The organism is Streptomyces sp. Edi4, assembly GCF_040253615.1.
Taxonomy (GTDB): Bacteria; Actinomycetota; Actinomycetes; order Streptomycetales; family Streptomycetaceae; genus Streptomyces.
This window is the reverse complement of sequence record NZ_JBEJGY010000004.1, coordinates 2,522,576-2,544,375: the sequence shown is the minus strand read 5'-3', so window position 1 is coordinate 2,544,375 and position 21,800 is coordinate 2,522,576. Positions and strand designations below refer to the sequence as shown.

Below are 21,800 nucleotides of genomic sequence, written 5' to 3'. Positions count from 1 at the left end.
GAGATCCTGGAATTCGATCTGATCCGATCTGACCGCCGACGAAAGCCTGCTTGTGACCGCCACGGACCGTTCCATCGAGCTCATCACCGCCGCCGCTCAGGCGGCCGCCGACCGGCTCGCGCACGACATCATCGCGTACGACGTCAGCGACGTGCTGTCGATCACCGACGCCTTCCTGCTCGCCTCCGCGCCCAACGACCGCCAGGTCAAGTCGATCGTCGACGAGATCGAAGAGCGGCTGAACAAGGAGCTCGGCGCCAAGCCGGTGCGCCGTGAGGGCGACCGCGACGCCCGCTGGATCCTGCTCGACTACGTCGACATCGTCGTGCACGTCCAGCACAGCGAGGAGCGCGTCTTCTACGCGCTCGAGCGCCTGTGGAAGGACTGCCCCGAGCTGCCCCTGCCGGACGACGCCATGAAGACCCGGGGCAAGGCGGCCGAGCACGCCGCGCTCACCGGCGCCGACGAGACGGACGGTGAGCTGAGCTGAACGGCACCACCAAGGGCGGCCGTGGCCGCCGGATAGTCCTGTGGCGGCACGGCCAGACGGCCTGGAACCTGGAGCGCCGCTTCCAGGGCTCCACGGACATCGAGCTGACGGAGACCGGCGTCGCCCAGGCGCACCGGGCCGCGCGCCTGCTGGCCGCGCTGAAGCCGGACGCGATCATCGCCTCCGACCTTCAGCGGGCCGCCGCCACGGCCGCCGAGCTCGCGGCCGTCACCGGCCTGCCGGTCGAGCACGACGCGGGGCTGCGCGAGACGTACGCGGGCGCCTGGCAGGGGCTCACGCACGAGGAGATCGTCGCCCGGTACGGCGAGCAGTACGCCGCGTGGAAGCGCGGCGAGGCGGTGCGCAGGGGCGGCGGCGAGCTGGAGACCGAGGTCGCAGACCGGGCCGCCCCGGTCGTGCTGCGGCATGCCGACAAACTGCCCGACGGCGGCAGCCTCGTCGTCGTCAGCCACGGCGGCACCATCCGCACCACCATCGGCCGCCTGCTCGGACTTGAAGCGCACCACTGGGAGGGCCTTGGCGGCCTCACCAACTGCTGCTGGTCCGTCCTCGGCGAGGGCGCGCGCGGCTGGCGTCTGCTCGAGCACAACGCCGGCACGCTCCCCGAGCCGGTCCTCGGCGACGACGACTAACCGCTGCTCAGGGGTGGTGGAGGCCGGATTTCACTTTCCGGCAGGTCACAGGCTAGAGTTCTTCTTGTTCGCAGCGCGGGACCGCCGAAGAAGCGGAAACAAGGCGAACAGCGGGGCTATAGCTCAGTTGGTAGAGCGCCTGCATGGCATGCAGGAGGTCAGGAGTTCAATTCTCCTTAGCTCCACAATCGGATCCCGTCCCCTCGTGGGGGCGGGATCTTCTTGTTGGGGTCCTTGTTGGGGTCCTGGTTCCCTGAGCGCGGCGCGGCCGCGGCCGGCGCGCACTTGCGCCCGCGCGCCGTACCCACACTCCCGCGCACCTGATGGTGGGGCCGTCCTGGGCGGCCTGGCCGGTCTCGTACCCCGACAGCACTGACCCTCTTGCGAGGACATGGCAGAATCGGGACGGCCGGAGGGGGACGACGGACCGAACGGGAGGGAGCGCGCGATGCCCGCGAGTCGCGAAGAATTCCCACAACCGCCCGGCGGCCCGCACGCGCCGGTGCTCGGTACCCGCCTGAGCTGCCCGTCCTGCGGTTCCTCCCATGTCGCCCAGATGCTCGGCGACAACGGTGGCGTGTCCTACGTGTGCACGGCCTGCGGCCACAGCTGGAGCTGAACATGGGTGCACACAGGCGGAAATGCGACTGGTGCGGCAGTGGTACGCCCATCGTCAGGGACATGGATCCGGTCAACACCGACTATCAGTACTGGTGCGAGGAGTGCGCCCGGGCGCTGATCATAAAGGGCGACCCCATCGAGACGTACCGGGAACTCGAAGGGGAGCCGATCTACGGCCGTCTCCTTGAGGCGCACTGCACACTGAAGCGCTTCTACTCCTTCGCCACGGCCTGAGCGTCCTTCCTGACGGCCTGCGCGTCCTTCCCCATGGCCTGAGCGTCCTTCCTGACGGCCTGCGCGTCCTTCCCCATGGCCTGAGCGCCGCCAGCACGAGGAAGCACGCGCCCGCCAGCGGATAGAGCGCCGAGAGCACCATGTCGCCGCCGCCCTGGGCCAGTTCGGGCCGGCTCGTGCCGTGCGGGACCCACCACAGCGCGTACGTGGCGAAGACGGCGGTGCCCCCCAGCGCCCAGCGCGGCCTCTCGAAGCCGAGCAGCACCACCGCCGGCACACACCACACCCAGTGGTGCGACCAGGAGACGGGGCTGACGAGCAGTCCGGTCACGGCGCAGGTCAGCGTGGCCCAGGCCCGCTCCCCGCGCAGTTCGGCGCGGACCGCGACCGCCAGCCCGAGCGCGGCTGTAACGACCGCTCCCGCCGTCCACCACGCGCCCGGCTCCCCGGTGTGCAGCAGGCGGGCCAGCACCCCGCGCAGCGACTGGTTGGCGGTGTCCTCCGCATGACCGACCCGGCCCGCCTCGAAGACCATGGACGTCCAGAAGCGCACCGAGTCGCGCGGGAGCAGTGCGGCGGCCGCCGCAGTGGCCGCGCAGAACACCGAAGCGGCCCTAATGGTCATGGCGCGCGAAAAGTTCCCGGCGGCTGTTTCCTTGCCGACGACGGCGGTGACCAGCAGGAACAGCGCGAACAGGGCAGGGGTGAGCTTCAGTGCGGCGGCCAGGCCGATGCCGGCGCCCGCCCAGCGGTGGCCCTCGGCGCGCGTGAGATCCCAGAGCACCGCGACGGCCAGCAGCAGATTGATCTGGCCATAGCGCAGCGTCGTCCACACCGGCTCGCACCACACGGCGAGCGCGGCGATCCACAGCGCGGCTCCGGGGCGGTGGCGCCCCGCGAGCCGCAGTGACAGATGGGCCAGAGCGACCAGCAGCCCCAGATTGGCCAGGGGCGCAAGCACCCGCAGCTGCGGGACGCCGAGCAGGGTGAGCGGGGTGAACACCAGGGCCGCGAACGGCGGGTAGGTGGTGGGCAGCCGCGCGGGTGTCGCGCGCATCGCGTACAGGTCGGCGCCCGCCCGTACGGCCCGGCCCTCGGCCCGGTAGACCAGCAGGTCGATCATCGAGACCCCGGCGGCCCGCTGAGCGGCCCAGAAGACCGCGAAGGAGAACAGGCAGACGGCGGCGGCCAGGGGCACGGGACGGCGTGCGGAGGGGAAGCGGACAGCGGCGTGCGCCAGTACCTTCACGGTCACGAAGGTGGACGTTACCGCCCTTCTTCGTGCAGAACGGAAACCGATTTGGTGAAGCACCGGGGTGACCGTGTAATGTTCTCGATGTCGCCGGGGGAAACCGGGCGGCACACAGCAAGGGGCTATAGCTCAGTTGGTAGAGCGCCTGCATGGCATGCAGGAGGTCAGGAGTTCAATTCTCCTTAGCTCCACAGTTGAGAAGGCGGGTCATCCGAATCGGATGCCCCGCCTTCTCGTTGTGTCACAACCGGTCAACTCCGGCCAGTGCCCAGGGCTTTGCGCGTGACCTGAGGCAGTGCCGTCGGCGCCTGCTCGATCCGGAGCGCGAGCGCGGGGCAGCGGCGTACGGCTCGTTGCGCGCGCCCTCGCAGATGCATCGGCACGGTGGCGTCCGCGACCAGGGGGTAGCCGTCGGGGCCCAGCCGGATCAGCTCCGGCACGATGTCGGCGCAGAGCCCGTGGCCCTCGCACAACGTCCAGTCCACCAGCATCTTCTCGCCGCTCGGTACGCCCTCGTCCCGGTAGCCGGGCGCGGGCAGCGGCAACACCCCCACGGTCGGTCTGCCGCAGCCTCCGCCGAGCACATGGGCCGCCAGGTCGTCCGTGAACGCCGCCAGGGTGGATGCCAAGAACCGTGCCGAGCCGTCCGGATGCTTGCAGGCACCCCGGCCCTTGACGGCCCGCGTCACCTCGCGCAGCGCCTCTAGCGCGGCCGGTCCGCCGCCGCCCAGCACGTCGGCGAGCCCTGCGGCGGCGGCCGGCAGGCCCAGCCTGCACGGGCCGCATTGGCCGGCCGTCTCGGCGGCCAGCCACTTGGCGACCCGAAGCGCCTCACCGAGCGCGCAGGTCCCCGGGCCGATCGGCAGGATCGCGCCCGCCCCGAGCGCGCCGCCGAGCGCCGAGAGGGAGGCGCGTGAGAGGGCCGCGTCGTGGGCGGCCACCGAGTTGAGCCAGGCGCCGTGATAGCCGCCCGTCAGGACACCTTGGGGCAGCGACGGCGCCCCGGCCAGCTGGAGTACGTACCGCAGTGGCACCCCCGTGGGCGCCTCGACCACCATCGGGCGGGCGACGGCGCCGGACACCGTCAGCAGGACGGTGCCGGGCTCGGTGGGCTCGCCCGTGTTGCCGAACCGCTGGGGGCCGAGCCGGGCGGCCACCGCGAGCTGGGCGAACGTCTCGGCGTTGGAGAGCAGCGTCGGGGCGCCCCCGACGCCGGACTCCGCCGCCCGCTCACGCCGGCCCGGCGGCAAGGCGGGGCCGCCGTCCACCGCCCGGATCACCGCCGACGCCTCGCCGGACACCATGCGCTCGGGGGTGCGGACCACGCGGGCGCGCAGCGGGGCGCTCCGCTTGTCGGTGAGACCGCGCTCGATGAAGGCGGCACGCACGGACGCCTCCGTCGAATCGCGGGTGACGGCGACGACCAGGGTGCGCGCGCCCAGCGCCTCGGCGGCCAGCAGCGCGCCGTCCAGGACGAGATGAGGGGCCCGGCACACCAGGACGGTGTCCTTGCGGCAGGCGGGCTCGCCCTCGCTCGCGTTGATGACGACGACCGGGCGTATCCCGCGCCGGATCGCGGCGGACGCGACCGCCCGCAGCTTGCGGCCGAAGGGGAAACCAGCGCCGCCCCGGCCGGTGAGGGCGACATCGTCGGCGAGTTGGGCAAGCCGCTCGCCGTTGATCGGTTCCAGCGCGCCGTGCACCTTGAGGTGCATCGGCAAGGTGAGGCGTTCGACGAGATTGAAGCCGGCGGTCAAATGGGGCAGACCCACGACGCGGACCTCGGGAACATCGGGGAGGGGGCTGTTCATGGTCGTACTCCTGCTGTCGCTGGCACCTTCACGGGCGTTCTCCGGCGGCGGGGCCCGGCGGGGAGTGCCAGGGCTCGCCCGCGGCGGGCTGCTGGTAGGGCGTGGACGGCGCGGGATCGCCGTTGGGCAGCGGCTCGGGAGGGCGGGGCGAGGGCGCGGGCCAGCGGGCGTCGGGCGGTGTGGCCGGGGGGACGGCCGGGGGCGGCGGGGCGAGCGAGACCGCTCGGTAGGCCGCCGAGATGCCCGTACCGGCGTCGCCGACGGGCCGCGCGTTGCTGGGACGGTAGCGCGGTGGTGCCTGGTGCGGGGGCTCGTACAGGGTGTGTGTTTCCTCGGGCTGCCGCGCCCCGCCGAGGACTTCGCGCCGGGGGCGGCCCGCGCGCAGGCGCCGCGTGGGCCGCGCCTCGTAAGCCTCATAAGAGGGCGGCGTCAAGGAAGCCGCCTCCATGGAGGCGGTTTGGGACGAAGGCGAGGCAAGAGGTGACGCGAACGAGGACGTGTCGTAGGACGACGCCTCGTAGGAGGGCGCCTCATAAGGGGGCGGCATGGCCGGTGGTGGCGGCGTCGCTTCGGGGCGTTCGGGCTCGGGGCGCGCGAGCAGCGGCGCGAGCCGGGCGACGATGCGGCGCTGCGCGGGCCGGGGCAGCGCGCGTACGGCCAGCGCACCCGCCACAGCCGCCAGGCTCAGGGCATACATCGCCACCACCCAGCCCGCCGGGGGCCGCCCCGCGAACAGACCGTGCACCAGCGCCGAGCACCAGGTGGGGTAGGCCAGCATGTGGACCGCGCGCCAGCGTCCCGCGATGCGGCCCGGCGTGGTGAAGGCGCTGCGCATGGCGCCCGTGACGGCCGTGAGCACCATCAGGATGCCGGCGAGCGACCCGAGGCCGATCAGACCGGATGTGCCGGTGGTGCCGAGCCCGAACGGCACGAGCGCGCCCAGGAGTCCGACATGGCCCAGCGCGATCTTGAGGGTGACGTGCAGCAGGAGGAAGCCGATCGAGGCGATGGCGGTCGCGCGGTGGACAGCCTGCGCCATGAGGCGGTCGCGCGGGGTGAGCAGCAGCCGGTCGGTGGCGAGCAGGCCCCAGGCGACGGACGCGGTCAGCGAGACCAGGGAGAGGACGCCGGAGGTGAAGTCGAGGGCGGCACGCAGGCCGTCGGACGTCAGCAGGGCCAGCGGCGGTATGAGCAGGGCGACGACGCCGAGGGCGGCCGCGGAGAGTCCGCCCTTGCGGGGCGGACGGCCCCGGGCGGGGTTGTGACGCGGATGGTGCGGGTTGAGCGGATGGCGAGGTTTCATGGTGGGGCGACTCCGAATGGTTCGGCAAAGCGGTCCCGTGGCGGCATGCTAGGTCGCCCCATACCGGCCGGTACGGGGTTTGAGCGGTTGCCCCAGAAGAGGGCGGTACGCGGAGTAACCTCGCCCCCGCCCCTCGCGGACACCCCTTCGGGGAGCGGCGGGCCCGCCGCTCCTCGTCCGGAGTCCACACCCCCCTCGGGTACTCCGTGCGAGGCCTGTGAGGCCTGCGGTACCCTGACGCCATGCGTGCCGTACGCCTTCTGCTTAGCGAGCCGCGCTGAACACTCCCGACCGATGAAGAGATCCGGTCGGACTCGGCGCGGCGCCCCCTCCTGTGCGAGGGGTTTTTTCGTTTGGCGATTCGATGGCGGATCGACGGACGAACGCTCGTAACCGCTGGCAGAGACGATCGATGGAGCTTTGAGGACATGAGCGAGACGAACACCGCTGCCGCCGCAGAGACGGCCGCGCCGCACCGCTACACGGCGGCCATGGCCGCCGACATCGAGGCACGCTGGCAGGACTTCTGGGACACCGACGGCACCTATGAGACGCCGAACCCGACGGGCGACCTGGCCGGGGACGCGGCGGTCGCCGCGCGGCCCAAGAAGTTCGTCATGGACATGTTCCCCTACCCCTCGGGCACGGGCCTGCACGTCGGTCACCCGCTGGGTTACATCGCCACCGACGTCTACGCCCGCCACCAGCGCATGACCGGCCACAACGTGCTGCACACGCTGGGCTTCGACGCGTTCGGCCTGCCCGCCGAGCAGCACGCGGTCGCCACCGGCACGCACCCGCGGGTCTCCACCGAGGCCGCCATGGACAACATGAAGCGGCAGCTGCGCCGGCTGGGCCTGGGCCACGACAAGCGCCGGTCGGTCGCGACGATCGACCCGGAGTACTACAAGTGGACCCAGTGGATCTTCCTGCAGATCTTCAACTCCTGGTACGACGCCGACGCGCGCAAGGCCCGCCCGATCGCCGAACTGGTCGCCGCGTTCGAGGACGGCAGCCGCGAGGTCCCCGGCGGCCGTGACTGGGCCGCCCTGAGCTCCGCCGAGCGCGCCGACGTGCTGGGCGGATTCCGCCTGGCGTACGCCTCCGACGCGCCCGTCAACTGGTGCCCCGGCCTGGGCACTGTCCTGGCCAACGAGGAGGTCACCGCCGACGGCCGTTCCGAGCGCGGCAACTTCCCCGTCTTCAAGTCCAAGCTGCGCCAGTGGAACATGCGCATCACCGCCTACGCGGACCGCCTCCTGGACGACCTGGACGGCCTGGACTGGCCGGACGCGATCAAGCTGCAGCAGCGCAACTGGATCGGCCGCTCCGAAGGTGCCCGCGTCGACTTCAAGGTCACCGACACCGACGCGATCACCGTCTTCTCCACCCGGCAGGACACCCTGTTCGGCGCGACCTACATGGTGCTCGCGCCCGAGCACGAGCTGGTCGACACCATTGTCCCGGCCGCCTGGCCCGAGGGCACCCACGACGTGTGGACCGGCGGCCACGCCACCCCGGCCGACGCCGTCGCCACGTACCGCGCGTTCGCCGCGGCCAAGTCGGACGTCGAGCGCCAGGCCGACGCCAAGCAGAAGACCGGCGTCTTCACCGGCGCGTTCGCGACCAACCCCGTCAGCGGCGAAAAAGTTCCCGTCTTCATCGCCGACTATGTGCTGATGGGCTACGGCACCGGCGCGATCATGGCCGTACCGGCGCACGACGCCCGTGACTTCGCCTTCGCGCGCGCCTTCGAGCTGCCCATGCGCTGCGTCGTCCAGCCCGACGACGACCGTGGCACCGACGCCTCCACGTGGGACGAGGCGTTCGTCTCCCACGAGGCGAAGCTGGTCAACTCCGCCAACGACGAGATCTCGCTGGACGGCCTGGGCGTCGTCGAGGCCAAGGCGAAGATCACCGACTGGCTGACCGAGCGCGGCATCGGCGAGGGCACCGTCAACTTCCGGCTGCGCGACTGGCTGTTCAGCCGCCAGCGGTACTGGGGCGAGCCCTTCCCGATCGTCTACGACGAGGACGGCATCGCCCACCCGCTGCCCGAGTCGATGCTGCCCCTGGAACTGCCGGAGGTCGACGACTACTCGCCGCGCACCTTCGAGCCCGACGACGCCGACACCTCGCCGGAGACCCCGCTGTCCCGCAACGAGGACTGGGTCAACGTCGAGCTCGACCTGGGAGACGGCGTCAAGAAGTACCGCCGCGAGACCAACACCATGCCCAACTGGGCCGGTTCCTGCTGGTACCAGCTGCGCTACCTGGACCCGCACAACAGCGAGAAGCTGGTCGACCCGGCCGTCGAGCAGTACTGGATGGGCCCGCGCGAGGGTCAGCCGACCGGTGGCGTCGACCTGTACGTCGGCGGCGCCGAACACGCCGTGCTGCACCTGCTGTACGCGCGCTTCTGGTCCAAGGTCCTGTTCGACCTCGGCCACATCTCCTCCGCCGAGCCGTACCACAAGCTGTACAACCAGGGCATGATCCAGGCGTACGTCTACCGGGACAGCCGAGGCTTCCCGGTGCCGGCCGCCGAGATCGAGGAGCGCGACGGCAAGTTCTTCTTCGAGGGTGAGCCCGTCAAGCGCGAGCTGGGCAAAATGGGCAAGTCCCTGAAGAACGCGGTCACTCCGGACGAGATCTGCGCCGAATACGGCGCCGACACCCTGCGCCTGTACGAGATGGCGATGGGTCCCCTGGACGTCTCACGCCCCTGGGACACGCGCGCCGTGGTCGGCCAGTACCGGCTGTTGCAGCGGCTGTGGCGCAACATCGTCGACGAGGCGACCGGAGAGGTCACCGTCACCGACGCCGAGCCCGACGAGGCCACCCTGCGCGCCCTGCACAAGGCGATCGACGGCGCGGGCGGCGACCTGGCGGGGCTGCGGTTCAACACCGCCATCGCCAAGATCACCGAGCTGAACAACCACCTGACCAAGGCGGGCGGCCCGCTGGCCCGGCCGGTCGCCGAGCAGCTGGTCCTGCTGATCGCCCCGCTGGCCCCGCACATCGCCGAGGAGCTGTGGCGCAAGCTGGGTCACACCGACTCCGTGGTGCACCGCGACTTCCCCGTCGCCGACCCCGCGTACGTCGTGGACGAGGCCGTGACCTGCGTCGTCCAGATCAAGGGCAAGGTCAAGGCCCGCCTTGAGGTGCCGCCGGCGATCACCGAGGACGAGCTGGAGAAGCTGGCACTGGCCGACGAGGCCGTCGTCGCGGCCCTGGCCGGCGCGGACATCCGCAAGGTCATCGTGCGGGCGCCGAAGCTGGTGAACATCGTTCCCGCGTAAGCCCCGTTCGGACCCGCGCCCGCGCCCCGCGCTCGCGTGAGGACCGAAGCGGCACTGGGGGCTTCCCCCTACGGGCAGGTTGGGGGTTCCACGGGAACCCACGGCCTGCCCGTTGCGTTTACCGTGGAGGGACGACACCGACCGAGGGGACGTTCATGGAAGCCGCGATCTTGATCCTGGCGCTGCTGTTCGTCGCCTTCGTGGTGCTCGGCGTGTACGTGACGGTCAAGGTGGTCGGCGCGGCGAAGCGCGGAGTGGAGCGTACGGTCACCCAGGCACGCAGGACCGTCGAGGACACCACGCTGCGCGCCAAGAGCGTGGCCCAGCCCGGCGTCGCCGGCCAGCTCGCCCAGTTGCGCCTCTCGCTGCGCACCTCGATGCGGTCCACCCAGGAGGCGCTGCACGCGCGTGTCGGCGAAGACGCGTCCCTGAAGGAATCCCTCGCCCTGTTCGAGCGGCTGAGCGGGCACGGCCACGAACTGGACGACGAGCTCAGGCGGCTGGAGCGCGAGCCGGACAGGCGCACGATCGCCGACCGGCTGCCGGAGCTGCGCGAGCGCACCGAACGGATCACGCGCTCGGCGGACTCGCTGCGCTGGGCCGTCCGCGACCGGGCCCGGCAGTTCGCGGACGACGACCTGGCCTCGCTCAGCGAGCAGATCGACCTGGAGTCGGGAGCCCTGCGGCACTGGTCCGTCAAGGGACCCGCCAACGGACGAGCCCCCTCCTGGGACGAGGACGCCGGCCATGCCACCGCGCCGGGCGGCCCGTCCCCGGAGCGACAGGACGGCCGCTCCCGGCACCGGCCCCCAGCCGAAGCACCGCACGAGCTCGGCGCCACCCAGCCTCCCGTGACGTACCCCTGGCAGAAGGCGGCCCGCCCCGAAGCGGCGAGCTGAGCAGACGAACACCGGCGCGCGGCACGGGATCCGGGCGACTTGCGCCGACCCGAACCGATCATTGGACAGGGCCGGGCTGCCACGGGGCGCCATCGCCGGGTAACCTCCCGGTCATGTCCCGCCATGTCGCGATCGTCACTGATTCAACGGCCTATCTGCCGCCACAGACGATGGAGCGGCACCGCATCACCGCCGTGCCGTTGACCGTGGTCCTGGGCAACCGGGCGCTGGAGGAAGGCACGGAGATCTCGGCCCGCTCGCTGGCCGTCGCGCTGCAGAAGCGGCGCCCCGTCACCACGTCCCGGCCCAGCCCCGAGGTGTTCGCGGCCGCCTACCGCAAGATCGCCGAATCGGGAGCGACCGGCATCGTCTCGCTGCACCTCTCCGCCGAGTTCTCCGGCACCTACGACGCGGCCGTGCTCGCCGCGAAGGACGCCCCGGTGCCCGTACGGGTGGTCGACACCGGGATGGTCGCGATGGCCCTCGGGTTCTGCGCGCTGGCGGCGGCCCAGGCCGCCGACGCGGGCGGAACGCTGGACGAAGCGGTGGCGGCGGCGGAGAAGCGGGCCGCGGAGACCTCCGCGTTCTTCTACGTCGACACCCTCGACTATCTCCGGCGGGGCGGCCGCATCGGGGCTGCGCAGGCGCTGCTCGGCTCGGCCCTGGCCGTCAAGCCCCTGCTCCAGCTCGTGGACGGCCGGATCGACATGCTGGAGAAGGTACGCACGGCCTCCCGGGCCATCGCCCGGCTCGAGGAGATCGTGGTCGACCGGGCCGGCACCAGGCCCGTCGACATCGCGGTGCACCATCTCGCGGCCCCCGAGCGCGCCGCCACCCTTGCCGAGCGGCTGCGGACGAGGGTGCCCGGCCTCGTCGATCTGCACACGAGCGAGGTCGGAGCGGTGATCGGCGCGCATACGGGACCGGGGCTGCTCGGCGCCATCGTCTCGCCGCGCTGAGTGGTTCGCCCCCGGTTGATTCACTGGCACGGGTGACCGAGATATCCACAACTAGCGGGTTGTCCACCGAATTTGGGGGTGCTCAGCGGATTCGGGGCGAAGTGCCTAACGTCTCGTGACATGGAAATCCGATCACGACGCACCGCCACGAGCGGACCGGGCCGGCCCGCCGGCTCGGACAGCAGGACCCGACGGGGACACACCCACCGCAGCCCGGGCACGCGTGCCCGGGCCACCGGCCCCGCACCTTCACCTGCACCTGTCCCTGCACCTGCACCTGCACCTGTCCTTGGCTCCGTGCCGCCGGGCCAGGGGAGCGACGTACAGGCCTCCGTCTCCGTTCTGACCGCGCGCAGACGCGCGGACGCGCTGTTCCTCACGCCGCCTCCGGGCACGGCGGCCCCTCCGCGCGACCCCGACGCGCCGACCGCCCGCAGCCTGGGGGAGTCCGCGCTCGCGATCCCGCCCGAACCCCCACCTCCCTCCCGCGCTGCCGATGCCGCTGCTCCGGCCCCTCTCGCCCCTGCGGGAGCGGGTGCGAGCGTGGGCGCGGGGGAGCGGATCTGGGCGGCGGTGCGCGACCGGCTGCCCCTGTGGGCGCAGACGAGGTGCGGGCTCGCGCCGCGCAGTCTGGCCGCGCTGTGCGTGGTCCTCCTGGTCGCGACGGGATTCACCGTCCGGCACTTCTGGGCCGGGCGCCCCCGGTCCGTGCCCGCGCCCGCCCTGGCTGAGGGGCCGGCGTCCGCCACGCCTGGGACGAAGAGTGCGGGCGGCGGCTCGAACCGTGGGGCGCGTAGGGAGGCGAGCGCCATGGGCTCGCCCCCCACACCGGTCGCGAACACGGAGCCCTCGCCGGCCGGTGTGCTGGTAGTGGACGTCGGGGGCAAGGTGCTGCGGCCCGGGATCTACCGGCTGCCCGCCGGATCGAGGGTCGCCGACGCGCTGACCGTGGCGGGTGGTGTCCGCGAGGGCACGGATCTGACGGGGCTCAACCGGGCGAGGCTGCTCGCGGACGGGGAACAGGTGCTGGCCGGAGTGCCGGGCGGGGGCGCGCCCGTCGCCGGAGCGGGCGGAGCGGGTCGTTCGGGCCGCGGCGGAACAGGTACAGGCCCCAGCGGGCCGGTCAGCCTCAACTCCGCCTCGGCGGACCAGTTGGACGCCCTGCCCGGAGTCGGCCCCGTGCTCGCCCAGCACATCGTCGACTACCGGACTCAACACGGTGGGTTCCGGTCGGTCGGTGAGCTGCGCGAGGTGAAGGGGATCGGCGAAGGACGGTTCAACGATCTGCAAGCCCTGGTGCGGCTATGAGCCGCGTGGAGATCCACGCGGAGTCGGGCGGCCGGCTCGGCGTGGCCAACCCACACCGGGAAGGACCGACGGACCTACGCTTGGTGGGGCCGGCGCTGGGCGCATGGGGAGGGGCCGCCTTGGCGGGCAACTTATCCGGTGCCGCAGCGAGTTGGTGTGTAGCTCTGTGCCTGGCCTTGATGGGCGTGCTGGTCGCTCCGGCTGTGCGGGACCGGTTGTCGCGGAGGGGGCAGGAGGCACGGGCGGCGTGCCAGGGGGAGTGCCGCGCGGAGACGGCGGGTGGACTCGACGCGGCGCGGGGACGCGAAGGAGCTGATGCGAGCGATGCCCGCGATGCGGGGGATTCGGGTGGTGTGAGCGATGCGGGTCGTCCGGGTAATGCCGACAATGCGAGCGATCCGGGCGGTGCGGCCTCTGGCAGCACAACAGGTAGCACTGGCAAGGGAGTTGGCGGGGTCTGGCGGTATCGGGGCGCGGTCGCTGGGGTGCTGGTCTGTGTCGCTGTCGGGATGACGGTCGGAGGACTCCATGCCGAACAGGCGCGCAGGGGTCCCGTGCCGGGACTGGCGAGGGAGTTCGGTCGGGCCACCATGGAGTTGGTGGTCGCCGGCGATCCCCGGCCGACCCGGTCCGGGGGCTGGGGCGGCACTTCAGTAGCCGTCGACGCCGAGGTGGAGCGGGTCGTGGGAGCCGATGGCGAGGAGTGCCGCGTCCATACGCCGGTGCTCGTCCTGGCGCCCGGGAGCTGGCGGGGGCTGCTGCCGTCCACCCGGGTGCGGGTGGACGCGCGGCTCGCGCCGGGCGAGGGGAAAGTGGCCGCCGTTCTCAAGGTGCCGAACGGGCCGCCGCGCGTCATCGGAGCACCGAATGCCGTGCAGCGATGGGCCGGTGAACTGCGCTCCGGGCTGCGGGAAGCGACCCAGAGGCTGTCGCCGGACGCGAGGGCGCTGTTGCCTGGGCTGGTCGTCGGCGACACGTCCAGGGTCACACCGGAGCTGCGCGCCGCGTTCCAGGCGACCGACCTCACACATCTCATGGCGGTGTCGGGCAGCAACCTGATGATCGTCCTCGTCCTGTTGATCGGCCCGCCGGGGCGGGCGCTTCTGGCCGAGCGGGGCGGCCTGGCGCCCCGGCTCGGGGTCTCCCTGCGGGGGACCGCCCTACTCGGAGGGTTGCTCACGATCGCGTTCGTGGTGGTGTGCCGGCCCGAGCCGAGTGTGCTGCGGGCCGCCGCGTGCGGCCTGGTCGCGCTGCTGGCGATCGGCACGGGCCGGCGGCGATCCTTGATTCCCGCGCTGGCGGCCACCGTCCTGCTGCTGGTGCTGTACGCGCCCGAACTGGCCCGCAGCTATGGGTTCCTGCTGTCGGTGCTCGCCACGGGGGCCCTGCTCACCATCGCGCCGGGCTGGAGCGCGGCGCTGCGTCGACGCGGGGTGCCGGCCAGGCTCGCCGAGGTGCTGGCCGCCGCTGCGGCGGCGCAGGCGGTGTGCGCGCCGGTGGTGGCCGTGTTCGCGGCGCGGATCAGCCTGGTCGCCGTACCGTGCAATCTGCTGGCCGAGCCGGGAGTGGCGCTGGCGACGGTCGCGGGGTTCGCCGCCCTCGCCGCGGCGCCGGTCGCGATGCCCCTCGCCAAACTCCTCGCCTGGTGCGCGAGTTGGCCCACCACGTGGATCGCGTCGGTGGCGCGCACCGGGGCGGCTCTGCCCGGCGCGGAGTCGGGCTGGCCGGGCGGCTGGGCCGGGGGACTGCTGCTCGCGGTCGTCACCGCGCTGGTGGTGCTCCTGGCGCGGAGGATTCCCCGACACCCCTGGGCGGCCGCGACACTCGCACTCGTGCTGCTGCTCGCCGTGGTGCGGCCCGCGCCGCTCACCAGGATCGTCACCGGGTGGCCGCCGCCGGACTGGTCGTACGCGATGTGCGATGTGGGACAAGGGGATGCCACGGTGCTGGCGGCGGGCGGGGGCGCGGCCGTGGTGGTCGATGCCGGGCCCGAGCCGGCGCCGGTGGACCGCTGTCTGCGCGAACTCGGCGTCACCCGGATCCCGCTGCTGGTGCTCACGCACTTCCACGCCGACCATGTGGGCGGTCTTGCCGGGGTGTTGCGGGGACGGACGGTCGGGGCCATCGAGACGACGGGGTTCGCGGAGCCGGCGGACCAGGCGGCGTTCGTGCGGCGCACTGCGGCGGCGGAGGGGGTCGCGTTGGTGACGGCCGGGTTCGGGGAACGGCGGGTGCTGGGCGGGCTTTCGTGGGAGGTCCTGTGGCCTCCACCGCAACCCGCTCCGGCGCCGGACGGGCCCAATGACGCCAGCGTCACGCTGCTCGTCCGTGCCGCCAACGGGCTGACCCTGCTGTTGCCGGGCGATCTCGAACCCCCGGCCCAACGGCAGTTGTCGCGGCGGCAGCCGATGCCGGTCCGGGTGGACGTCCTGAAGGTCGCCCACCACGGCTCGGCGCATCAGGATCCCGGCCTGTTGCGATCCGTACGTCCGAGGCTTGCGCTGGTCTCGGTCGGACGGGGCAACCGGTACGGCCACCCAGCACCCGGCACGATCGCCGTGCTGCGGGCGTGGGGTGCCGCAGTGCTGCGGACCGACACCGACGGGGCGATCGCGGTCACGGGTGTGGGCGACACCCTGCGGGCCGTGCCCCGGGGCCGCGACACGACGCAGGCGGCAGCGGCGCCCCGGGGGCGAGGCCCATGACCGGCCGCGACCGGCGGCCGTGACTCTGGCGGTGGGTGGCGGCGCGGCGGCCCCGCGACAAGCGTCCATCCCGTGGCCATCACGCACCCATCCTGGCGTCGGGCGCGCGGAGTTGAGGGGTCAGACGAGCCAGATGCCGTCGCGCATCAGCTCGCGGCCGGCTATTTCATTGGCCTCGCGCCATGCCAGGACGTGCTGGGGGACGACACGGAAGTAGGTGTACGCGGCGTTCTCGCGCGGGTCCCACACGATCTTGGCGGCGAAGGCGTCGGCCGAGTCAGTGGGGAGTTCGGAGGGCGAAATGGTGACGGCGGTGCCCGTGATGTGCACGACATCGCGGGTGTGCCCCAGCGTGACCTGGACGGGGCGGTCGCCGGACTCGACGTTGCGCAGGGTGGGGCTGGCTCGACGGGTGCACATCAGGAGTGTGCCGTGCTCCCAGACGAAGGAGAGAGGTATGAGGTGTGGTTCACCGGTGGCGGAGGCGGTCGCCACCCAGGCGTCCTCGTCCTTTTCGAGGCGCGTCAGGACGTCCTGCTTGCGCTGTTCGCGGCTGCGCGCCGGCTCGGAGATCGTCACGCCCCTTGACGCTAGCGGCAGTTGGGCCCGGTCTGCTTCAGTCGAGAGGACCAGGGCCTGCGACGTACGACGGGGAGTCGCGGGCGGGGAGCGGGTGGGCTGGGGGCCGGGGAAGCGGAATGGCCAATTCGGGCCTCTGGTGACAGGTGCCGCAACAGTGACTAGGCGCCGCGTTTGCCTCGAACGGCACATCAGTGATCGAATGCGTCTTCGTCATGGGGTCGGGGACCTGCTGTGGCGAGGGCGGATGAGGATGTCCGCCCCCGGCGCGGCCCGGCAGTTACTTCTTCGCGCGGGGGTGCGTGCACAGTGTTCAGCCGCTGGTTCGGCAAAAGCTCGGCCAGTTCTCCGCTTCGTCTCGGGCCGCTGGCGGGCCTGGCCGTTCCGTCGACCGCGGGCGTGCTCAGCTGCCGGGTGCTCGATCCGGTCAGCGAGCCCGTACAGCGGGCCGAGTTCGTGGTCAGCGACGCTTCGGGCCGCCGCGTCGTGGGCGGGGAGACCGACCCGTTCGGGACGGTGGTCACGACGGTTCCGGCGGGCGAGTACCGGCTGGCCATCACGGCCGAGGGGTACACGCCCTTCCACGGCAACGTCACCGTCACCGCGAGCGGGCTCGCGGCGCTCGGCGACGTCATGCTCCAGGTCGCAGCCCCTGCGGCGCTGCCGGAGCCGGGCGAGTGGGAACTCGACCCGACGCACTCGCAGATCGGCTTCACCGCGAGCCACATCGGCCTGGCCCGCATCCACGGCCGGTTCAACACGTTCGCCGGGGCCGTCCGGATCGCGGAGCGCATGGAGGGGTCGGCGATGCACGTGATCATCGACACCGCCTCCATCGACACGGGCGTTGGGATGCGCGACGACCATCTGCGGTCGGGTGACTTCCTGGACGTGGGGAACTACCCGACGATGGAGTTCTACAGCGACCGTTTCGTGCACCGGGGTGGCAGCCGCTGGGCGATCATCGGCGGCCTGACACTGCACGGGGTGAGCCGTACGGTGACGCTCGACACGCAGTACCTCGGTCTGGGGACCGGGCTCGGCGGGGAGACCCGGGGTGCCTGCCGGGCCACCACGGAACTGCACCGCGAGGACTTCACGCTCACCTGGCAGACCATGCTGGCCCGGGGGATCGCGGCGATCGGGTCGTCCATCTCGATCGACCTCGACATCCAGGTCATACCGAAGGCGGCCTGACCCCTCGGCCGCGCCCGCCATCCGCCGGGTTCACCCCCGGTCGTGCTCACGGTCGGCGGTGGTGGCGCCCGGCCGCCGTGTGGATCAGGGGGCTTCCAGCCAGCCGTCGTAGGCGGCGGCCAGGCTGTCCAGGGCCTTGGGGTCGAGCCGGGCGTCGGGGTCCTCCACGACGACGAGCCACTGGGCGTCCTCGGCGTCGTCCTCGCCCGCCAAGGCGTCGCGCACGAGCTGGGGCTCCTCCGCGAGGCCGAAGAGGTCGGTCAGCTCGGTGGTCACGTCCTCGGCGGCGTCGCGGTCAGGGAGGACGAGTACGTGTCGGGTCACATCGTTCACCTGGCCATTCTCCGGTATGGGGGCGGTGGGGCCGGGAGCGGGCCGGACTGTCAGTGGCCCGTGGGATGCTGGAAGGCGATGGCCACCAGGAAGAATTCCACCGACGATCCACTCGCCCCCGTCACGCTGGCCGTGGGCCAGGAGGACCTGCTGCTCGACCGCGCCGTGCAGCAGGTGGTGGCGGCCGCCCGGGCCGCCGACTCCGACACCGATGTGCGTGACCTGACCTCCGACCAGGTGCAGCCCGGCACGCTCGCCGAGCTGACCAGCCCTTCGCTCTTCGCCGAGCGCAAGGTCGTGGTCGTACGCAACGCGCAGGACCTGTCGGCGGACACGGTCAAGGACGTGAAGGCGTACCTCGACGCGCCCGCCGAGGAGATCACGCTGGTGCTGCTGCACGCCGGCGGCGCCAAGGGCAAGGGGTTGCTGGACGCGGCGCGCAAAGCGGGGGCGCGGGAAGTGGCGTGCCCCAAGACCACGAAGCCGGCCGAGCGGCTGACGTTCGTACGGCAGGAGTTCCGGGCGCTGGGGCGTTCGGCCACGCCGGAGGCGTGTCAGGCGCTGGTCGACTCCATCGGAAGCGATCTGCGCGAGCTGGCGTCCGCGGTGTCCCAGCTCTGCGCGGACGTGGAGGGGACGATCGACGAGGCGGTCGTCGGGCGCTACTACACGGGGCGGGCCGAGGCGTCCAGCTTCACCGTCGCCGACCGTGCGGTGGAAGGGCGGGCCGCGGAGGCGCTGGAGGCGCTGCGGTGGTCGCTGTCGACCGGGGTCGCGCCGGTGCTGATCACCAGTGCGCTCGCGCAGGGGGTGCGGGCGATCGGGAAGCTGTCCTCCGCGCGGGGGGGCCGGCCGGCCGATCTGGCGCGGGAGTTGGGGATGCCGCCTTGGAAGATCGACCGGGTGCGGCAGCAGATGCGGGGGTGGACGCCGGAGGGGGTGTCTTTGGCCCTGCGGGCCGTGGCTGAGGCGGATGCGGGGGTCAAGGGCGGGGGGGATGATCCTGAGTACGCTCTGGAGAAGGCCGTGGTTGCGGTTGCGCGGGCTGCCAGGCCTCTCGCCGGCCCGGGTTTGCGGTAGCCATCCTGGGGTGTGCGGCTCGCCTGTTGCGTGCGGGGGGGGGTTGGGTGTGTGCGCAATTCCCCGCGCCCCTTGAGCCCCGGGCTTCGCCCTGGGGGCCTTTGGTCGGTTGTGTGCGGGTTGTCGGTGGCTGGTCGCGCAGTTCCCCGCGCCCCTGGCGGGCTCGGGCTGCGCCCCGCCCCGTCGGCCCCTGGTGGGCCTGGGCTGCGCCCCCCTCGGCCCCGCAGTGGGCTCGGGCTGCGCCCTTGCCCGTCGGTCCCTGCCCTGTCGTGGCTGTTCGTTGCCTGCGGGTTGTCGGTGGCTGGTCGCGCAGTTCCCCGCGCCCCTGGCGGGCTCGGGCTGGCGCCCTTGCCCGTCGGTCCCGCGGTGGGCTTGGGCTGCGCCCCGCCCCCTCGGCCCTTGGTGGGCTTGGGCTGCGCCCCGCCCCCCCCCGCGCCCCTGGCGGGCTCGGGCTGCGCCTCGCCCCCTCGGCCCCCCCAGCGGGCTTCGACTGCGCCCCTCCCCCTCGGCCCCCGACGGGGCTTGGGCCGCGCGCTTCAGCCGGCGGTCCCAAACGAGCGCCCAAACGCCGCCCCGGGTCGGGCCCGGGCCGGCACGGGCGCCCTTGCCCCGTCGGTCCCGCGGTGGGCTTGGGCTGCGCCCCCCGCCCCTGGTGGGCTCGAGCGCCCAAACGGCGCCCCGGGTCGGGCCCGGGTCGGCACGTTGGCTGGTGCCCGCGGGTGCGGGTGGGCTGCCGCTGACTGGTCGGGGTGGCGGCAGCCACAGGGGGGATCAGTCGCGGCGGTTTTTCAGGGCGTCGCCGCCGAATTTTGCTATGAGGCAGACGACTACGGTGACGGCGAGGCCGATGATGAGGTGGCTCATGGTGTCCTCCTGAGGACGGTTTGCGGGGCGGCGGTACGCCGGGGCTCCGGGGTGTATGGGGCGTGTGGGGTGGGTGGGTCAGGCGTGGCGGCCGCCTCTGCGGTAGGCGAACGCGGCGAACGCCGCGAGCAGCGCCGTCCACAGGGCGAGCACGCCGAGACCGGTGCCGCTCGGCGCCGTGTTGGCGGCCGCGTCCCAGGAGAGCTGGGCGTAGCGGTAGACCGGTGTCTGCTTCGACAGCGGTTGCAGCCAGCCGGGCAGCGTGTCGGTCGGCATCATCAAGCCGCCGAGCAGCGTGAGCGTCAGATACGAGACGGTGCCCGCGATCTGGGCGAGCTGCGCCTTGAAGAGGTAGCCGATGCCGATGCCGAGCATCGCGAGCGGGGCGATGCCGACCCAGAGCAGCAGGAAGATCTCCAGCCAGGTGCCGGGCGAGAGGTCAACGCCCCGGTAGAACTTGCCGATCAGGCCGATGACCACGATCGGCAGGATGCCCAGGCACGTGGCGACGGCACCGCGCGCGATGACGACCTGTACCGGGGACAGCGGGGTGAGGCGCAGCTGACGCAGCCAGCCGAGCGCCCGGTCCTCCGCGATGCCGGTGCCGTTGGTGATGACCACGCCGAGCGCGCCGAACGCCGCCGCGCCCACCATCGCCCGCACCAGCGACTCCTGGTCGGGGCCGCCGCCCGCGAGGGTGACGTACAGGCCGACCGGCATGACGAGGCTCATCATGAGGTAGCCGCCGTTGCGGACGAGCCGCAGGATTTCGAGGCGGATGTAACCGAGCATCAGGTGGTCCGTCCTTCCGGAGCGGGCGCGTGGCGGGACTGGTGGGTGAGCGCGATGAAGGCTTCCTCCAGGCCCACGCCCGAGATCTCCAGGTCGGTGAAGGCGTCGGCGCGCGACAGGGCGTGCACCGTCGAGTCGGAGTCGCTGGTACGCAGGTGGACGCGTCCGCCGCGGTACTCCACGGAGGAGACGCCCGGCAGCAGGTCGAAGCCGTCGTGGCCGCCGCGCGGCACGAAGCTGACCGTGCGCCCCTCGATCATGGACTTGATCCCCGAGGTGGTGCCGTCGGCGACGACCCGGCCCGACGCGATGACGACGACGCGGTCGGCGCTGTCGTCGGCCTCTTCGAGGTAGTGCGTCGAGAACAGGACGGTGTTGCCGCGCTCGGCATACCGTCGCATCGCGTCCCACAGTTCGCGCCGGGACTCGACGTCCAGGGCGGCGGTCGGCTCGTCGAGGACCACCAGGTCCGGGTCGCCGGCCAGGGCGAGCGCGAACCGCACCCGCTGGGCCTGGCCGCCGGAGAGCCGGTCCACGTTGCGGCCCGCGATCTTGGTGAGTTCGGCGAGCTCCAGGATTTCCTGGAGCGGCAGCGGCTTGCGGTAGGTCTGGCGTACGAAGTCGACCAGCTCGCGCACCGACACCCGGGGAATCATCTTCCCCTCCTGGAGCATGGCCCCCAAGTGCCCGGCGCGCATGGCGAGTTCGGGCTTCTTGCCGAAGACCTCGATGGTTCCCCGGTCCGGTGGGAAGAGTCCGAGGAGCATGTTGATGGTGGTGGACTTGCCGGCGCCGTTGGGGCCGAGCAGGGCGACCGTCTCGCCGCGGCCGATCGTCAGATCGATCCCGTCGACGGCGCGGACACCGCCGTACTCCTTGACGACACCCGTGAAGACGACCGCGGGCGGGCCGTGCTGTGCTGCCATGGGGGGTGGCACCTGTTCCCTTTCGTGTGTGAGTGAGCGCATGCCGGATCAGCCCTTCCAAGGGGTGGCGGTGTGGACCAGTTCCGTGGGGCCTGACGGGTCGGGGCCTTGGGGTTCGGATCTGCCGGATGACCTGGCGGTTCGTTCGCGCCACCTGGCTCCAAGCACCCCCACAAGCTGTCACCCGGGCCCTGATCGCGGCAGTGCCATTCTCCTGAAACCGGCATGCGGCTGACCCGGGCGCCGGTATGAAAGATTCACGCCCATCCCGTGAGCACGGCACTGGGACTGACGGGCCGCGCCCGGCAGAGTTCTGGGCGCCGGGCTCTTGCCGTGGTCGGCGTACGGCGCCCCAACTCGTCTCTGGGCGAACGGACTTGGGCCCCAGGCGGCCCGCCGCGCCCACCAGCGCTCCCCTCCACACGCCACCCGCCGCACGCCACACACCCGCGAACCCGCACCCTCCGCACGCCGCACGCCACACACCCGCGA

Annotated in this window: 17 protein-coding genes, 2 tRNA genes and 1 pseudogene; 13 read left to right on the top strand and 7 right to left on the bottom strand. The window is 72.3% G+C overall.

The window, feature by feature from the left end; all coding sequences use genetic code 11:
* Positions 1-52: 52 nt before the first annotated feature.
* The 5 genes from rsfS (at position 53) to ABR738_RS13540 (ending at position 1,998) form a co-directional block, all read left to right on the top strand.
* Positions 53-490 (top strand): ribosome silencing factor, encoded by a 438-nt coding sequence (gene rsfS, locus ABR738_RS13560; protein ID WP_100578254.1) that lies wholly within the window; start codon positions 53-55, stop codon positions 488-490.
* Complete coding sequence (locus ABR738_RS13555) at positions 487-1,143, top strand: histidine phosphatase family protein (RefSeq protein WP_350234557.1); 657 nt, start codon at positions 487-489, stop codon at positions 1,141-1,143. The genes rsfS and ABR738_RS13555 overlap by 4 nt, the downstream gene beginning before the upstream one ends.
* 112 nt (positions 1,144-1,255) lie before the next feature.
* A tRNA-Ala gene (locus tag ABR738_RS13550) sits at positions 1,256-1,328 on the top strand.
* Positions 1,329-1,591: 263 nt separating this feature from the next.
* Positions 1,592-1,762, top strand: coding sequence for a hypothetical protein (locus ABR738_RS13545; protein ID WP_350230227.1), 171 nt, complete (start codon positions 1,592-1,594; stop codon positions 1,760-1,762).
* 2 nt (positions 1,763-1,764) lie between these two features.
* Positions 1,765-1,998: a hypothetical protein gene (locus ABR738_RS13540; protein ID WP_053726163.1), complete on the top strand. Its 234-nt coding sequence runs from the start codon at positions 1,765-1,767 to the stop codon at positions 1,996-1,998.
* A 52-nt stretch (positions 1,999-2,050) separates the two neighbouring features.
* On the opposite strand, the pseudogene ABR738_RS13535 reads toward ABR738_RS13540, so the two are convergent.
* A pseudogene (locus tag ABR738_RS13535) lies at positions 2,051-3,247 on the bottom strand (glycosyltransferase 87 family protein); the annotation flags it as partial.
* A gap of 121 nt (positions 3,248-3,368) precedes the next feature.
* Between ABR738_RS13535 and ABR738_RS13530 the strand changes: the two are divergent.
* Positions 3,369-3,441: transfer RNA gene (locus ABR738_RS13530), tRNA-Ala, on the top strand.
* Between the two features lie 60 nt (positions 3,442-3,501).
* Here the strand turns inward: ABR738_RS13530 and ABR738_RS13525 are convergent.
* A complete protein-coding gene (locus ABR738_RS13525) occupies positions 3,502-5,061 on the bottom strand; it encodes an NADH-ubiquinone oxidoreductase-F iron-sulfur binding region domain-containing protein (RefSeq protein ID WP_350230226.1) in 1,560 nt (519 codons plus the stop codon).
* A gap of 28 nt (positions 5,062-5,089) precedes the next feature.
* Positions 5,090-6,364 carry a ferric reductase-like transmembrane domain-containing protein gene (locus tag ABR738_RS13520; protein ID WP_350230225.1) on the bottom strand — a complete coding sequence of 425 codons (1,275 nt, stop codon included), beginning with the start codon at positions 6,362-6,364 and terminating at the stop codon, positions 5,090-5,092.
* 428 nt (positions 6,365-6,792) lie between these two features.
* Between ABR738_RS13520 and leuS the strand changes: the two genes are divergently transcribed.
* The 5 genes from leuS (at position 6,793) to ABR738_RS13495 (ending at position 15,537) form a co-directional block, all read left to right on the top strand.
* Positions 6,793-9,666, top strand: a complete 2,874-nt coding sequence (leuS, locus tag ABR738_RS13515) for a leucine--tRNA ligase (RefSeq protein WP_350230224.1) — start codon at positions 6,793-6,795, stop codon at positions 9,664-9,666.
* A gap of 155 nt (positions 9,667-9,821) precedes the next feature.
* A complete protein-coding gene (locus tag ABR738_RS13510; protein ID WP_350230223.1) occupies positions 9,822-10,565 on the top strand; it encodes a hypothetical protein in 744 nt (247 codons plus the stop codon).
* 113 nt (positions 10,566-10,678) lie between these two features.
* Positions 10,679-11,524, top strand: a complete 846-nt coding sequence (locus ABR738_RS13505) for a DegV family protein (protein WP_350230222.1) — start codon at positions 10,679-10,681, stop codon at positions 11,522-11,524.
* Between the two features lie 297 nt (positions 11,525-11,821).
* The gene (locus ABR738_RS13500; RefSeq protein WP_350230221.1) at positions 11,822-12,832 is read left to right on the top strand and encodes a ComEA family DNA-binding protein; all 1,011 of its coding nucleotides are present in this window, start codon (positions 11,822-11,824) and stop codon (positions 12,830-12,832) included.
* Positions 12,829-15,537: a ComEC/Rec2 family competence protein gene (locus ABR738_RS13495; RefSeq protein ID WP_350230220.1), complete on the top strand. Its 2,709-nt coding sequence runs from the start codon at positions 12,829-12,831 to the stop codon at positions 15,535-15,537. The genes ABR738_RS13500 and ABR738_RS13495 overlap by 4 nt, the downstream gene beginning before the upstream one ends.
* Positions 15,538-15,657: 120 nt before the next feature.
* Here ABR738_RS13495 and ABR738_RS13490 read toward each other — a convergent pair whose 3' ends face one another.
* Positions 15,658-16,116, bottom strand: a complete 459-nt coding sequence (locus ABR738_RS13490) for a pyridoxamine 5'-phosphate oxidase family protein (RefSeq protein ID WP_350230219.1) — start codon at positions 16,114-16,116, stop codon at positions 15,658-15,660.
* Positions 16,117-16,425: 309 nt separating this feature from the next.
* Here ABR738_RS13490 and ABR738_RS13485 point away from each other — a divergent pair, with 309 nt between their 5' ends.
* A complete protein-coding gene (locus ABR738_RS13485) occupies positions 16,426-17,313 on the top strand; it encodes a YceI family protein (protein WP_350230218.1) in 888 nt (295 codons plus the stop codon).
* Between the two features lie 84 nt (positions 17,314-17,397).
* Here ABR738_RS13485 and ABR738_RS13480 read toward each other — a convergent pair whose 3' ends face one another.
* A complete protein-coding gene (locus tag ABR738_RS13480; protein WP_350230217.1) occupies positions 17,398-17,646 on the bottom strand; it encodes a hypothetical protein in 249 nt (82 codons plus the stop codon).
* A gap of 78 nt (positions 17,647-17,724) precedes the next feature.
* On the opposite strand from ABR738_RS13480, the gene holA reads away from it, so the two are divergent.
* Complete coding sequence (holA, locus tag ABR738_RS13475) at positions 17,725-18,726, top strand: DNA polymerase III subunit delta (protein ID WP_350230216.1); 1,002 nt, start codon at positions 17,725-17,727, stop codon at positions 18,724-18,726.
* A gap of 942 nt (positions 18,727-19,668) precedes the next feature.
* Here the strand turns inward: holA and ABR738_RS13470 are convergent.
* Both ABR738_RS13470 and ABR738_RS13465 read right to left on the bottom strand, forming a co-directional pair.
* The gene (locus ABR738_RS13470; RefSeq protein ID WP_350230215.1) at positions 19,669-20,382 is read right to left on the bottom strand and encodes an ABC transporter permease; all 714 of its coding nucleotides are present in this window, start codon (positions 20,380-20,382) and stop codon (positions 19,669-19,671) included.
* Positions 20,382-21,308 carry an ABC transporter ATP-binding protein gene (locus ABR738_RS13465; protein WP_350230214.1) on the bottom strand — a complete coding sequence of 309 codons (927 nt, stop codon included), beginning with the start codon at positions 21,306-21,308 and terminating at the stop codon, positions 20,382-20,384. The genes ABR738_RS13470 and ABR738_RS13465 overlap by 1 nt, the downstream gene beginning before the upstream one ends.
* Positions 21,309-21,800: the final 492 nt, after the last annotated feature.